The sequence below is a fragment of the Streptomyces viridifaciens genome, assembly GCF_001888885.2.
Taxonomy (GTDB): Bacteria; Actinomycetota; Actinomycetes; order Streptomycetales; family Streptomycetaceae; genus Kitasatospora; species Kitasatospora aureofaciens.
The window spans coordinates 6,404,638-6,417,519 of sequence record NZ_CP090841.1; the positions used below are offsets into that span (position 1 = coordinate 6,404,638).

Annotated in this window: 13 protein-coding genes, 1 tRNA gene and 1 pseudogene; 6 read left to right on the forward strand and 9 right to left on the reverse strand. The window is 72.1% G+C overall.

Annotated features, from left to right (window positions below; all coding sequences use genetic code 11):
• Positions 1–327: 327 nt before the first annotated feature.
• The 3 genes and pseudogenes from BOQ63_RS36120 to BOQ63_RS36130 form a co-directional block, all read right to left on the reverse strand.
• A pseudogene (locus BOQ63_RS36120) lies at positions 328–1,019 on the reverse strand (IS5 family transposase); the annotation flags it as partial.
• A gap of 149 nt (positions 1,020–1,168) precedes the next feature.
• Positions 1,169–1,315 (reverse strand): hypothetical protein, encoded by a 147-nt coding sequence (locus BOQ63_RS36125; RefSeq protein WP_223886135.1) that lies wholly within the window; start codon positions 1,313–1,315, stop codon positions 1,169–1,171.
• A 151-nt stretch (positions 1,316–1,466) separates the two neighbouring features.
• Positions 1,467–1,540: transfer RNA gene (locus BOQ63_RS36130), tRNA-Met, on the reverse strand.
• Positions 1,541–2,016: 476 nt separating this feature from the next.
• Between BOQ63_RS36130 and BOQ63_RS36135 the strand changes: the two genes are divergently transcribed.
• Positions 2,017–2,943: a hypothetical protein gene (locus BOQ63_RS36135; RefSeq protein ID WP_072655664.1), complete on the forward strand. Its 927-nt coding sequence runs from the start codon at positions 2,017–2,019 to the stop codon at positions 2,941–2,943.
• Between the two features lie 563 nt (positions 2,944–3,506).
• Here BOQ63_RS36135 and BOQ63_RS36140 read toward each other — a convergent pair.
• Positions 3,507–4,322, reverse strand: coding sequence for a class I SAM-dependent methyltransferase (locus tag BOQ63_RS36140; RefSeq protein ID WP_030283446.1), 816 nt, complete (start codon positions 4,320–4,322; stop codon positions 3,507–3,509).
• A 438-nt stretch (positions 4,323–4,760) separates the two neighbouring features.
• Between BOQ63_RS36140 and BOQ63_RS36145 the strand changes: the two genes are divergently transcribed.
• Complete coding sequence (locus BOQ63_RS36145; protein ID WP_030550943.1) at positions 4,761–5,270, forward strand: DinB family protein; 510 nt, start codon at positions 4,761–4,763, stop codon at positions 5,268–5,270.
• 33 nt (positions 5,271–5,303) lie between these two features.
• Here BOQ63_RS36145 and BOQ63_RS36150 read toward each other — a convergent pair whose 3' ends face one another.
• Positions 5,304–5,792, reverse strand: a complete 489-nt coding sequence (locus tag BOQ63_RS36150; RefSeq protein ID WP_050366936.1) for a hypothetical protein — start codon at positions 5,790–5,792, stop codon at positions 5,304–5,306.
• A 272-nt stretch (positions 5,793–6,064) separates the two neighbouring features.
• A complete protein-coding gene (locus tag BOQ63_RS36155; RefSeq protein WP_499504939.1) occupies positions 6,065–7,636 on the reverse strand; it encodes a CehA/McbA family metallohydrolase in 1,572 nt (523 codons plus the stop codon).
• 618 nt (positions 7,637–8,254) lie between these two features.
• Here BOQ63_RS36155 and BOQ63_RS36160 point away from each other — a divergent pair.
• On the forward strand, positions 8,255–8,941 hold the full coding sequence (locus BOQ63_RS36160; RefSeq protein WP_107083571.1) for a polysaccharide deacetylase family protein: 687 nt from the start codon (positions 8,255–8,257) through the stop codon (positions 8,939–8,941).
• Positions 8,942–9,007: 66 nt separating this feature from the next.
• Here the strand turns inward: BOQ63_RS36160 and BOQ63_RS36165 are convergent, their stop codons facing one another.
• From BOQ63_RS36165 to BOQ63_RS36175, 3 genes are all read right to left on the reverse strand, one after another.
• The gene (locus BOQ63_RS36165) at positions 9,008–9,391 is read right to left on the reverse strand and encodes a barstar family protein (protein ID WP_030283458.1); all 384 of its coding nucleotides are present in this window, start codon (positions 9,389–9,391) and stop codon (positions 9,008–9,010) included.
• A 68-nt stretch (positions 9,392–9,459) separates the two neighbouring features.
• Positions 9,460–10,113 (reverse strand): 4'-phosphopantetheinyl transferase family protein, encoded by a 654-nt coding sequence (locus BOQ63_RS36170; RefSeq protein WP_030283461.1) that lies wholly within the window; start codon positions 10,111–10,113, stop codon positions 9,460–9,462.
• Between the two features lie 118 nt (positions 10,114–10,231).
• On the reverse strand, positions 10,232–10,438 hold the full coding sequence (locus BOQ63_RS36175) for a hypothetical protein (RefSeq protein WP_030283463.1): 207 nt from the start codon (positions 10,436–10,438) through the stop codon (positions 10,232–10,234).
• A gap of 277 nt (positions 10,439–10,715) precedes the next feature.
• Between BOQ63_RS36175 and BOQ63_RS36180 the strand changes: the two genes are divergently transcribed.
• The 3 genes from BOQ63_RS36180 to BOQ63_RS36190 all read left to right on the forward strand — a co-directional run bounded on the left by BOQ63_RS36180 (position 10,716) and on the right by BOQ63_RS36190 (position 12,871).
• Positions 10,716–11,201: a cysteine/serine endopeptidase inhibitor gene (locus BOQ63_RS36180; RefSeq protein ID WP_046387311.1), complete on the forward strand. Its 486-nt coding sequence runs from the start codon at positions 10,716–10,718 to the stop codon at positions 11,199–11,201.
• A 134-nt stretch (positions 11,202–11,335) separates the two neighbouring features.
• Complete coding sequence (locus tag BOQ63_RS36185; RefSeq protein ID WP_050366937.1) at positions 11,336–11,833, forward strand: flavoprotein; 498 nt, start codon at positions 11,336–11,338, stop codon at positions 11,831–11,833.
• Positions 11,834–11,911: 78 nt separating this feature from the next.
• Positions 11,912–12,871, forward strand: coding sequence for a DUF6528 family protein (locus BOQ63_RS36190; protein WP_030283470.1), 960 nt, complete (start codon positions 11,912–11,914; stop codon positions 12,869–12,871).
• Positions 12,872–12,882: the final 11 nt, after the last annotated feature.

Here is a 12,882-nt window from a genome sequence, read left to right on the forward strand (position 1 = left end):
TGTCCTCGCTGGACATCGCTCCGGGCCCCGGAAGTTGCACCAGTTGACACAATCGAAACCGGTGCAGGGTCGGCGTCGGTTTCAGCTGTCTTTCCGACGGATGGGAACTTGCATCTTCTGGAGATTGGGCTTCAAACAATCCAGTCTTCGCCATATCGCGCGGGCCGCCCGGCACACCGTCCCAGACAACTGGACCCGGTCACCGGTTTCCTGACATGCTCTTGTCCCCTTCACCTTTCGGATCCAGGTGAGTCATTCGGCCCAGGAACCTCCTTCCGAGTTCCTCCCGGCTGAGCCGGGGATACAAACAGAGCGCCTCGTGGCGCACACGGTGCGCTCGATCACCCATCGGTGTCGGCCCAGGCGCTGGGAGGAGTCGACGCCCCGGCGGGCGATGCGGGCCGGGATCTGGCGTCGTCGCAGGTAGGCGCGGATGAATCGGTGGTCGTAGGCCTTGTCGCCGTGGAGTTTGCCTGGCCTGCGTCGCCTGGGGCCGCGGCGCGAGCGGATGGGCGGGATGGCATCGGTCAGCGGGATCAGGGCCTGGCTGTCGTGGACGTTGGCGCCGGATATCGCGAGCGACAGGGGTAAACCGGTGCGTTCGGTGAGCAGGTGGATCTTCGACCCGTACTTGCCCCGATCGACAGGATTCGGACCTGTCAGGTCCCCCTTTTCAGGGCTCGCATGTTCACGGAGTCAACCGCGCAGCGCGACCAGTCCAGCTCGCCCCGTGCGCCGAGTTCGTCCAGGACGACCCGGTGGAGCTTGGCCCACACCCGTGCCTTGCTCCACTCGGCGAACCGCCGATGGGCAGTCGGCCCGGACGGGCCGAAGCAGGGCGGCAGTTGGGCCCACGTGCACCCGGAGGTTGCCACGAAGACGATCGCCGCCAACACCTCGCGATCCCCGTAGCGGCGCCGGCCACCGCCCTGTGGCCGGGTCGGCGCCGCCGGCACCACCAACTGGAACAGCTCCCACAACTCGTCCGGCACCAGACGCTCCACGATCAGCACGCCCAGAGTCTAGCCATCCAAATGAGATGACTTCTTAGTCCGTGCAGGTCATGCGGCATGTCGGTACTCGTGGAGGGTGCCGCCGAGACGGTCGCGTCCGCGGACGTCCAGCCGGGGGATCCGCCCGGGATCGGCGATCGGGACGGGCCGTGGCGTCAGTGACGTGTCCTGGTGGAGTGCGTGATGTGGGGGCGGTGGGCGATGTAGTGGTCCTCGAACTCCCGCAGTACGTGCAGGAGATGGCGCTGGTTCCAGATCAGCGTCCGGTCGAGGAGTTCGCGTCGGCATGCCCGGCGTTCCATTAACGGGGAAATTACGGGCAAAGCGCCAGGATGATCACGGCCCGCTCACCGCTGACGAATCGAGGTCGACACCGCCATCGATTGTTGACCGAACCAACACGAAGGCCGGGCCCGTCGCACTGTGTGCGACGGGCCCGGCCTTGTTGCGTAGTAGCGGGGACAGGATTTGAACCTGCGACCTCTGGGTTATGAGCCCAGCGAGCTACCGAGCTGCTCCACCCCGCGTCGGTGACACCGACTCTACGGCACATCCCGCACAGCGCGAAATCTCATTTTCGCCGCCGCCGAGAAAATGCCTGCGGCAGGTGGAGGCGGCCCAGGAATCCATCATGAGCGTCACCTGCCGGATGGCTGGTCACCAGCGGACAGCTCGTACGCAATCGCCGTCTCGGAGACGAATTGGCTGCGGGCGACCGTCGCCCTGACCGTGTACTGCATGCACGGCGACGACACTCAGGTCGGGCGGTTCGGCTCCCGACAGGGGCTGCATGCTGCCATTGCGTGCCACCCCGTGTACCCGGATTCTCCCCTGGCCTGGCCTGGCCTGGCCTGGCCTGTCGGGGCGGCCCGATACCTTTCACCCCATGACGCTGCTGCCCGTTCGACCGATCGCCACGACCAAGCCGTTGACGCCGGAAACGGCATCGTCCCCAGCGGTTGCCTCGGTGGTTCCGTCCGGGCCCGGCCCGGTGTCGTGGGCGTTGGACGGGACTCTGTTCGCGGTGGACTTCTCGGCTGCCGGCGACGAGCCCGTCGCGCCCTGTGCGGTGTTCCGACTGGGCGATCGCCCACGTGACGCGTGGGGCGCCGCTCTCGCGCCCGACGCTGGCTGCGTCGTCGTTGCCACCCAGCACGAGGCCATGTGCCTGGACGCCGACGGCGCGGTGCGCTGGCGGATCCCTTTCACGCCGCCGGCGCACTCTTCGATCGGGCTCGCCAACTGCGCCTTCTCGCTGGACGGTTCGCAGGTGTGGATCTTTCGGCCGGACGCCATGCTGGGCCGGGGTGACGGCGGAGACCGCTGGCTGGTCGTGGACGCCGCCGACGGGCGGGTGATCGCCGAATACGCCCTGCCCACGGTCGGGCAGGGCGCCCACCAGGTGGCCCACCCCGACGGCATTCACATGCTCCTGGACGTCGGTGAAGGCCAGGACGGCGTCTTCCTCTTCCACGGCCGTCTGGACGGAGACGCGATCAGCGTCCACTCCTACCCGTGGGATGACCGTTGCCTGATCGATGTCTCCCCCGACGGGCGGGAGTTCATGACCGTCGGACACGGTGAGGACGACGCCGTCTTCCACGCTTTCCCCGACGGCACCGAGCTGTGCCGCTTCGCCGTCGAGCGCTTCCTGACTCCCGCGGCAGCCGACGAGGACGGGAGCACCGATGACAACGACGAGGTCGAAGAGCCCCACATCGCGTGGAGCGGCGGCTACCTTGATGCCGCCACTGCGGTGATCACCGTCGCCGGCGAGACCGAGGACGACGAGTGGAACATTCCGTACGTCGTCGACCTCGCCAGCGGAGCGATCCGGGGCCGTCTCGCCGCCGAGCCCCGGCTGCGCGGCGACGGCTCCTGGACCACCGTCGACGACCACGGCGGGCTGACGCTCTGGAAGCTCGGCTGATCTGCCCCCGGTGCACGCGCCCGGCGCCACTCGAAGCCGCTGGGGCAATCGGACGCGGAATGTGGTTCTTCCCGGCCGGCTTCCGGAAGCCGAACAACTGGGGGTGTCAATCCAAGCGGACGTCGACAGAGGATCTGACCGGCTGGGTGGCGAGGACCTTGGAGATGGGCGGCGGTCTACGAATGCCGCGATCAACTCGGCGACAGGTGAATGTCGTATCGCCGCCACCAAAGTTTGCGACCGTGTCGTTCTCCGGCCGTCCTCGGGCGGGCGGAAACAGCCGGAAGCGAGTCGTACGCAGTTGTGAGGCACGTCACTCTCGGGGCTCCAGTCGTCTGCCACCTCTCACGCGCCTCTCACGGACTGGGTGTCATGAGGTGGCACCAGGCGTCATGCGGCCTGGATGTGGCAGGCCCTGACCTGCGGGTTCTGGACTGAGCGGACGAGCCGTCACCCCCTTTCGACCGCTGGGGGTCAAGGGGCGTGGGTCAGTGAAGTGCCTGGTTCGGTGTGGGCCTGTCCCAGGTGATTGCGGACAGGCCCGTGGCGGAATATGGCCGGGGTCAGGCGGCTCGGGTGGCGGTGATGAGGTGGTAGTCGAGGAGGCCGTGGCGCCAGGCGGGGAGGAAGTTGCGGGTCCAGTGGTCGGTGGGGACGGTGTCGGCGAGGTAGCGGTCGAGGCCCGGCCAGACGTCGGGGCCGATGGTTTCGGTGGTGACGTCGGTGAAGCTGGCGTTGGTGAGGTCGGTGGTGAAGCCGTTGAGGGTGTGGGGGACGTCGAGGCCGTCGGCGAAGCTGGCGAGCAGGAGCTTGAGGCGTTCGGTGATCTCGTCTCCGGGGGTGGCGAAGAAGGTGGTGACGACCAGGCGGCCGCCGGGGCGCAGGACGCGCGCGGCCTCGCGGGCGAAGCCGGAGAGTCGGCGGAAGTGCTGGGCGGCCTCGACCGAGTAGACGCCGTCCAGCGAGGCGTCGTGGAAGGGGAGTTCGTCGGCTGAGCCGATGGTGTAGGCGAGCCGGTCCGGATACGTGGCCTGGGCGCGGGCGTTGACGGCGCGGGCGCGCTCGACCTGGTCCGGATGGATGTCCACGCCCGTCACCGAGGCGAAGCGGAACTCCCGCAGCGCCAGGGCCGCACCCAGCCCGCGCCCGCAGCCCACCTCCGCCAGCCGCAGCCGCTCACGCGGCTCCGGGAAGGCACGCAGCACCCGCCGGTACAACTGCTCCTGGCTGCGCACCCGATCCTCGGGGGTGAGGGCGGTGAGGTCGATGCCTTGCCAGTCACCGAAGTTGATAAATCCGCCGCCGAAGCTGGCCGCCTTGGAGAGATCTTCGGCGCCGTAAGTCCGGCGCACGGTCGGGGGGATGGGGTCCTGGTTCATGGCCTTCGATTCCTCGGGGTGGCGTGTGGTTGGGGGCTTTGTGGAGCAGGGTGGGACGAGTCTCGTGATGCCGGTTCTGGGATGAGAGCAGGTCAGCTAGGGTGCAAGGGTGTCCCGCCGCCCAACGAGGGGGCGGTACTGAGATCGTCGGCGCCGTACGTCCGGCGTACCGTCGGGGGGATGTGGTTGTGGTCCATGGGCCGTCGGGTCTCCTGCTCGGTGGGCGCCCGGCGGTCGGGCGCGCCGAGGTACGTACCCAAACCGGTGGCGGTCCGAACACGGTACGTGACGGTGGGGGTTCGGGGTCGGCCGTAGCGGTGTGGGACGACGGGTCGGGTGTCGATCAAGGGGCTGCCGGGGCTCGGAAACGCGGTGTCGGGACGGGCCCGTCGTTCGCTACAGTCCGCCGGGAACCGCCGACCACGAGGAGCACCCCCCATGAGCACCGACAACCGACCCGTACCGTCGCTGACCGGCGGCGAGCGCGAGATGCTGCGCGGATTCCTGGACTTCCACCGGGCGACCCTCGCCATGAAGTGTGAGGGCCTGACCGACCAACAGCTGCGGGAACGCTCAAGCCCGCCGTCCACGCTGAGCCTGCTCGGGCTGGTCCGGCACATGGCCGAGGTCGAGCGCACCTGGTTCCGCCGGGTGATCGACGGGGAGGACGTCCCGCTGGTCTGGTCCGAGGACGGCGACTACCAGGTGGCCTACGACGCGACCGGGGCCACCCGTGCCGAGGCCTTCGCCGCCTGGCGGGCCGAGGTCGAGCACTCCCGACGCATCGAACTCGCCGCCCCCTCGCTCGACGTCACCGGCTACCAGCCCCGCTGGGAGGCCGAGGTGTCGCTGCGCCTGGTGATGCTCCACCTCATCCACGAGTACGCCCGGCACAACGGACACGCCGACTTCCTGCGCGAGGCCATCGACGGCGTGGTCGGGGCGTAGGGGGTGGCGTAGGGCCTGTCCGCCCGCGCCCGGTCACCAGCCGAGGAGGTGGGTGCGGGTGGTGAGGGCGGTGAGGACGGACTTGGTGGTGGTGTCGGGGGTGAGGGGGGTGGTGTCGAGTTCGTGCGGGGTGGTGGGGGCCGCGGTGGTGAGGACGACGTAGTGGAGGGCGGAGCCGGTGGTGCGGCTCTCGCGGCGGAAGGTGTCGAGGGAGGCCGGGGCCTCGGCGCACTCGACGACGACCTGGTAGCCGCCGGTGGCGTAGGCGAAGGCGGCCTGGGCGGCGGCGGCCAGGGCGGTGGCGTTCTGGCGGGCGGCCTCGGGCAGGTGCGGCGGCAGCTGGCCGTTGCGGATGACCTGGAGGAAGTCCTCCGTCCGCAGGTGGACGCTCGGGTGCAGCTCCTGGGCGAGCAGCCCCGCGACCGGGCTGTTCCCGGCCCCGGAGGGGTCGACGAGGAGGAGGACGCCCCCGGCGCCCCGGCCGCCCCCGAGCTCCGGCCCACCTACGGTCGTACGGTTCACAGCTGCTGATCCCTTCGCGGGCCGGGGACGGACGGGGTCGGTCGGTTCGGTCGGGCAGCCGGGGCGAGACGGTGGGAGTGCGAAGGAGCCGGTCGGCCCGGATGCGGACAGCCGACCGCCTCGTCCCTACGACTGATGCGTTTCGGGGATCAACCTAGTCCAAACGGGTGCTCCGAGTCGTCCCCCCTCCCCGTCCCGGGCAGGTCCGCGGCAGGTCCCTGGCAGGTCCCCGGCCGGGGCGGGGCTGGGCGGGAGTGGGCCGGGGGCGGCCCTCAGCGGTCCTCGGTGCGCAGGACGATCGGGTTGGTGAGGGCGGCCATCGGGCCCCAGGGGAGCTCCCCGCCCATCGAGTTGCCCTTGCCGGGCGTGCCGTCGGCCCTCGGGTGGCGCACCTCGGCGCGGACGTACGCGGCGAGTGAGGCGGTGGTGCGCCACACCACGGTGCCGGAGCCGCCGGCGGGCAGCGACTCCTGGTGCATCTGCCCCTCGTCGGTGATCAGGCGGACGGTGCCGCCGGGCACGCCGGAGACGGTGAGCCGGACGTCCACCGGGGCGTCAGCAGGGACGGACAGCTCCTCGCCGATGCCGGCCTGACGGCCGTTCCCGGTGGCGGTGAGGTCGAGCTCGACGGTGGCGGACTCGGCCAGCCAGCTGCGCCCGGCGCGCAGCCCGTCGAGGATCGCGTCCCGGGTGAGGTCCTCGGCGAGGACGACGTTGTGCGGCAGGCCGATGACCTGCGGGTCGCTGTGGGCGTCGCTGTTGCCCATGGCGGGCAGCCAGGAGCGGCCGCTGTTGCCGTTGCCGCCGCGCAGGGCGACGGCGAGCCCGGAGTCCCAGGTGTCGACGGCCGACTCGTCGTCGTACGTCCAGGGCCCGTTCCAGACCTCGACGGCGTCGGCCTGCTCGTAGCCGAACTTCCACTGGCAGGCGACGTACGGGCAGTACGGGTGCGCGGGCACCACCAGGCCGCCGGAGCGGTGGACCTGGCGGACGAAGCGCGGGTACTCCTCGTCGCGGGAGCGGTGGCGCCAGTCGACGAACCGGCCGGGCTCCAGGCCCAGGGCCAGCCAGTGGCCGTTGCGGGTGGTGACCTCCTCGCCGGTGACGATCAGCAGGTCGGGGCCGGCCAGCGGGCCCCAGACGGCGTGCGAGGAGCTGGTGTTGTGGTCGGTCGAGACGATGAAGTCCAGGCCGGCCGCCCGGGCACCGGCGGCCACCTCCTCGGGCAGGCGACGCCCGTCGGAGTGCACGGTGTGCAGGTGGCAGTCGCCCCGGTACCAGGCCCGGCCGCGGCCGCGGGCCCGCTCCGGCGGGTAGTGCGGGGTGAACTCCGACCCCGGTTCGCCGAACCGGAGGGTCACCTGGGCGTGGTAGTCCAGGCCCTGCGGGGCGACCTGGTACGGGCCCAGGGCGACGTGCCAGGTGCCGGGGTTGATCGGGCCTGGGAGGTAGCCGGGGGTGGCAGCGCCCCGGGAGAGGGCGAACTCGGTGCGGAAGCCGCCGGACCAGCCGCGGAAGCCGTCCCCGCCGAGGTCGGTGCCGCGCTCGTCGAAGATGCCGATGTCGCAGGAGTTGCCGGGGGTGCCGGCGGGGACCTGCGGCTTGTCGTAGCGGTAGGAGACGGCGATCTCGCGGACGCCCTCGGGGACTTCGACCGGGAGGAGGACGAAGTCGGGGGCGCCGGTGGGGAGGCGGCCGGTGAGGGTGAGGGTGCGGTCGCCGTCGGGTGGGGCCTGGGCGGGCGTTGCTGGGGCGGGGCCGGCGGTCGCGGTGGTGACGGCGAGGCCGAGGGTGGTGGCGGCGCTGGTGGCGAGGCCGGTGCGGAGCAGGTCGCGGCGGGGCAGGTCGCGGCGGGGCAGGTCGTGGGGGAGCAGGTCGCGGCGGGGCAGGTCGTGGGGGAGCAGGTCGTGGCGGGCGGGGTGCGTCGGGCCGGTTGAGCGTGGCGGGTCCGTGGCGCGGGCCGGGTCGACTGGGTCGGTGGGCATCGGTGCCTCCGGGCTGGGGCGGGCGGGTTCGCCGGCTCGTCTACCCCGGGGGGTGAACCGGGGGTGAGGCGGGGCTCACCGGGGTGGGGCGGGTCGGTGAAGGGCGTCCGGGCAGCGGCGGGGCGAGTTGCGGAGAGTGACGGATGGTCGGTTCATAGTCACGTGGTCGGTTCGGATGACAGGTGGCGATGGGTCGGTCGGGAGGCTGGTGTGGCACTGAGTCGGCGGACGCTGCTGGCGGCCCTGGCGGCCGGGGGCCCGCTGGCGGGGTGCCGGGCGATGCGGGGCGCGGAGGGCGGAGGGGCGGTCTCGCCGACAGCGTCCGCTTCGGGGGCGGTGTCCGCCGAGTCCGCGACGGGGGCGGGTGCGTCTGGGGGGGCGTCTGCGGGTGCGTCAGCCACTCCGTCGGCCGCTTCGTCGGCCACGGCCTCCGCTGCCGCGCCGACGGCGGCGGCGCGGGAGCCGAGCCGGGCCGGGATGGTCCAGCGCTACGGGGCCCTGGCGCCGACCGAGTGGGGGCTGCGGGTCTCCGGGGTGATCACCGAGCTGCCGGAGGGCGAGCGCGCGACGGCGCTGACCTTCGACGCCTGCGGCGGCCCAGGTGGGAACGGCTACGACGCCGACCTGATCGACTTCCTGCGCGAGAGGAAGGTCCCGGCCACGCTGTTCCTGAACGCCCGTTGGATCGACGCCAACCCGGACGTCTTCGAGCATCTCGCCTCCGACGGGCTGTTCGAGATCGGCAACCACGGCACCGTCCACCGCCCGCTCTCGGTGACCGGCCGTTCGGCGTACGGGATCGCCGGCACCGGCGGGGTCGGCGAGGTGTACGACGAGGTCGTGGGCAACGCCCACAAGCTGACCGGGCTGCTCGGTCACCCGCCGAGGTTCTTCCGCTCCGGTACCGCGCACTACGACGACGTCGCCGCCCGGGTCGTCGCCGACCTGGGCGAACGCGTGGTGGGGTTCAGCGTGAACGGGGACGGCGGGGCGACGCTCCCGGCCTCGGAGGTGCGGCAGGAGGTGGCGTCGGCACCGCCCGGGGCGGTCGTCATCGGGCACATGAACCGCCCGGGCGGCGGCACCGCCCCCGGGGTGGCGGCGGCGGTGCCGGGGTTGCTGGCGGCGGGTCGGCGGTTCGTCCGGCTGTCGGACGTGATGTAGCCGCCGGGGGTAAGGCCGGGCGGAGGCCGCCGGGGCGTGAGGCCGGACGGAGGCCGCCGGGGAGCGTCAGGCCAGGCGGAGGCCGCCCGGGTGGCGCTCCTCGATGATGTCGACCAGCCAGTCGAAGACCGTCGGCCCCTTGCCGGCCCGGGCGGCGGCCAGTTCGGCCGCGACCTGCTCGCGGTTGGTGGGGTGGACCCTGGCGAGCCGCAGCTCCAGCTGCCGGACGGTCTCCGGGTAGCCGAGCCGGCGGCGGGACAGCTCGTGGTGGCGCCACTCGATGACGTAGTCGCCGTCGTCCGGCGTGCCGTAGCCGCCGCCCAGGCAGTCGGCGAAGGCGTCCAGGTTGTGGCCGAAGTAGCCGTCGACGCCGATCGCCTGCCCGACCACGTCCCAGAAGTCCTCCAGGGTGTCGATCTCGAAGCCGTCGATCACATAAGTCACCGTCACGCGGTCGAGGATATGCCCGGGCGACTCGGCTGCGGCCGCGGTCCCACGATGAACGGCGGCGGCTGCGGCTACGGCGCGACGGCGATCGCGGTGGCGAGCAGCCCGTCGCGGACCGCCCAACGGCCGTCGAAGCCGTCCAGGCGTCGGCCACCGACCACCGGGCCGGGGACCAGCAGGCGGGCGGAGAAGGTGCCGTCGGGGGAGAGGTCGAGTTCGGCCTCGTGGAAGTCCAGCCACAGCTCGGTCAGCGGGAACCAGGCCTTGTAGACCGACTCCTTGGCGCTGAACAGGATGCGGTCCCACGTTGTGCCCGGGCGCTCGGTGGCGAGCGCGGCCAGCCGCTCCTGCTCGACGGGCAGGGCGATGCTCTCCAGGACGCCCTCCGGCAGCGGCAGCGCGGGCTCGGCGTCGATGCCGACCGAGGCCAGGGTGCCGGCGCGGGCGACGGCGGCCGCGCGGAAGCCGTCGCAGTGGGTGAGGCTGCCGACAACGCCGTCCGGCCAGCTCGGCGCGCCGCGCAGGCCGGGGACGAGCGGGCGGTACGGGATGCCGAGGCGGGCCAGGGCGGTGCGGGCGCAGTGGCGCACGGTGGTGAACTCGCGGCGGCGCTTGTCCACGGCCCGGGCGATCACCTCCTCCTCGGCCGGCTCCAGCCGGGCCTCGGACGGGTCGTGGTAGGCGACCTCGGTCACCACGACGTCCGGCAGCAGGTCCCCGATCACGCGTTCCCCCTCGGTCGACAGCGCGGCGGCGCGCCGCGCGGGTCGAGCGTAACCCGAGTGGGTGGTGCCGGTTCGTGATCTTCCCGAATCGGGGGCCGTTCGGCCTGGGTGCGGCCCCCTACTGGCCGAGCAGGCGGGCGAAGTCCAGGCCGAGGCTGCCGAGGACGGGGAGCGCGCCGAGATCGGTGATGCCGCCGACCGGGATGCTGTAGCCCTGGTTCACCGCGCGCGGCACCGTCGTCTGTGCCGCTGCCGCCGGGGAGACGGCGAGGATCGGCGTCAGGGCGGAGCCGGGGAGCAGGGCGGCGGCGAGTGTGGTGCGCATGGGACGGCCTCCGGAGCGAGCGGGATGACGCCCCGTCAACGCCATGGGTGGTGGCGCGGTCACGTATCTTCGCTCCTTCGGCGGCATTGGTAAAGATCCTTGCCTTGTGTTCATGACAACACCGGGGAGGTCTGGACCATGCCGAGGTGGAACGCATACGTTCCCTTCACCGGGCGGGCATCGGCGATTCGGATCGTCCAACTGCGGTGCAACTTTGGCTACTTCGACCTGTCATGCCCATGATTAGCCCGGTTCGTCGAACCGGAGGGAACGAACCATGCGCGCCATCGGCACGAACCTCAGGATCCTCGCAGGCGCCCCGCTCGCGGCCGCCGCCCTCATCGCCCTGACCGCCGGCTCCGCCAGCGCCGCGATACCGGTCAACAAGCCCATGAGCGGGAAGGCCACCTACTACAACGACGCCGGCTACGGCGCCTGCGGCACCCAGATCAACGCCTCCGACCAGATGCTGGTCGCCGTCTCCCACACCTGGTGGACCTCCGCCAACCCCAACAACGACCCTCTCTGCAAGGGCATTTCGGTCAAGGTCACGTACCAGGGCAAGACCGTCACCGTCCCGGTGAAGGACCAGTGTCCGTCCTGTGACTCCACCCACATCGACCTCAGCCAGCCCGCATTCGCCAAGCTGGCCCCGCTGAGCAAGGGCGTGATCAACGGCCTCACCTGGCAGTTCGTCAGGTCCGGGGCGAACGGCAAGACCCTCTCGCTGTCCGAACCGGTCACCGGATCGACCATCGGCTGACGTTCCCGCCAGCCGCCGTGCCCGCCCCCGGTCGTAGCTGGGGGCGGGCTCCGGGCCGTGCGCGACTGCGGAACGGCGCGGGCACACTGGATGGCGGGTGGTGCTGTTCCGGTGGGTTGAGGGGAGTCGGGGAGATGGCCGTGGCGGGGAAGCCGGTGCTGTACGTCGTGGTGTGTGCGGCCGGGGTTGCCGGTGGGGTGGGTGAGTTGGTCTCGGCGGCGCAGGAGCGGGGGTGGGAGGTGGGGGTGGTGGCGACGCCACTCGCCATGGGGTTCATCGACGTCGCGGCGATCGAGGGGCAGACGGGGTACCCGATCCGCTCGGCCTGGCGGAAGCCCGGGGAGCCTCGACCGTTGCCGGATCCGGATGCGCTCGTGGTGGCTCCGGCGACCTTCAACACGATCAACAAGTGGGCCGCCGGGATCTCGGACACCCTCGCGCTCGGGATCCTCTGCGAGTCGTACGGGTGGGGGATTCCGGTGGCGGTCCAGCCGTGCCTCAGCGCGGCCCAGGCCGCGCATCCGGCGTACGGGGAGAGTCTGACCAGGCTGCGGGGGATGGGGGTGCGGATCGCGGAGTTCGCTCCGGGGGCGTACAGCTGGACGCGGGTGCTGGAGCTCCTGGAGGACTGACGGGGCGGCTGCCCACGCCAGGGCGCCGTTCGGCCGAGCCGGGCTGCGGGGCGGCCGGGAAGCCGACAGCGTGGGGATGTGCTGAGGAGAACGCTGTCCGCGCTGGGCCTGGCCCTGCTGCTCTGCGCGCCCGCGGGCCGGGCGGAGGCCGGGTCGTCGAGGTGGCGGGTCGTGGTCGCGGACCAGGGCTCCCGCCGGGTGTTCGTGCTGCTGGGCGGTCGGGAGCTGATGGCCTACCAGGGGCCCGACCGGCTGCCGGTGGTGTGGTCCTGGTCCGCGGACCGGGCGGCGGACGTCGCCGATCTCTCGCCGGCCCGCAGCTGGTCGAATCCGGACGAGGCGAAGAGCCGGACCCTGCGGGGCCGGCGTTACCTGCTCACCACCGCGGGCGGCGGGCTCGCCGCCGTGGTCGACACCGCCACCGGCCGCACCCGCTGGGCGGCGGACCTGGGCCCGAGGGCCAACCCGCACAGCATCGAGCTGCTCCCGGACGGCAATGTGGCGGTGGTGGCGAGCAGCGGCTGGGTGCGGCTGTACGCGGCCTCGCAGGGGCCGCGTGCCACGGCGTACACCGAGTTCGGGCTGCCCGGTGCGCACGGGGTGGCTCTCGACGGGCGGTCCGGCCTGCTCTGGGCGCTCGGGGGCGGGGCGCTGGTCGCGCTGCGGGTGGGCGGCACCCCGGCCGCACCCACGCTGACCGCCGTCCGCACCGTCCCGCTGCCGGACGTGGGCGGCCACGACCTCGCGCCGGTGCGGGCCGCGCCCGGCCGGTTCTGGCTGAGCACGCTGCGCGGCCTGTGGCAGTACGACCCGGCCGCCGACCGCTTCACGCCCGTCCGTCTGGCCGATCCCGCGGCGGAGCGGGACGTCAAGAGCATCGGCGACGAGCCCGGCACCGGCCGGCTGCTCACCGTGGCGCCCGACCACAAGGCGCCGTGCGACTGGTGCACCTCGGTGATCCGGCTGCACCGGCCGGAGGGAGTGCGGATCCTGCGCGGCACCCTCCTGTACAAGGCGCGGTGGTGGGGAGCCCGGTAGCAGATTTGTGA

What these genes read in the sequence shown, in the direction of transcription:
- BOQ63_RS36180 (WP_046387311.1), top strand. Translation starts at nt 10,716, where the DNA reads ATGCGCGCCATCGGCACGAACCTCAGGATCCTCGCAGGCGCCCCGCTC.
- BOQ63_RS36140 (WP_030283446.1), bottom strand. Translation starts at nt 4,322, where the DNA reads ATGAACCAGGACCCCATCCCCCCGACCGTGCGCCGGACTTACGGCGCC.
- BOQ63_RS36160 (WP_107083571.1), top strand. Translation starts at nt 8,255, where the DNA reads ATGGTCCAGCGCTACGGGGCCCTGGCGCCGACCGAGTGGGGGCTGCGG.
- BOQ63_RS36175 (WP_030283463.1), bottom strand. Translation starts at nt 10,438, where the DNA reads ATGCGCACCACACTCGCCGCCGCCCTGCTCCCCGGCTCCGCCCTGACG.
- BOQ63_RS36125 (WP_223886135.1), bottom strand. Translation starts at nt 1,315, where the DNA reads ATGGAACGCCGGGCATGCCGACGCGAACTCCTCGACCGGACGCTGATC.
- BOQ63_RS36145 (WP_030550943.1), top strand. Translation starts at nt 4,761, where the DNA reads ATGAGCACCGACAACCGACCCGTACCGTCGCTGACCGGCGGCGAGCGC.
- BOQ63_RS36185 (WP_050366937.1), top strand. Translation starts at nt 11,336, where the DNA reads ATGGCCGTGGCGGGGAAGCCGGTGCTGTACGTCGTGGTGTGTGCGGCC.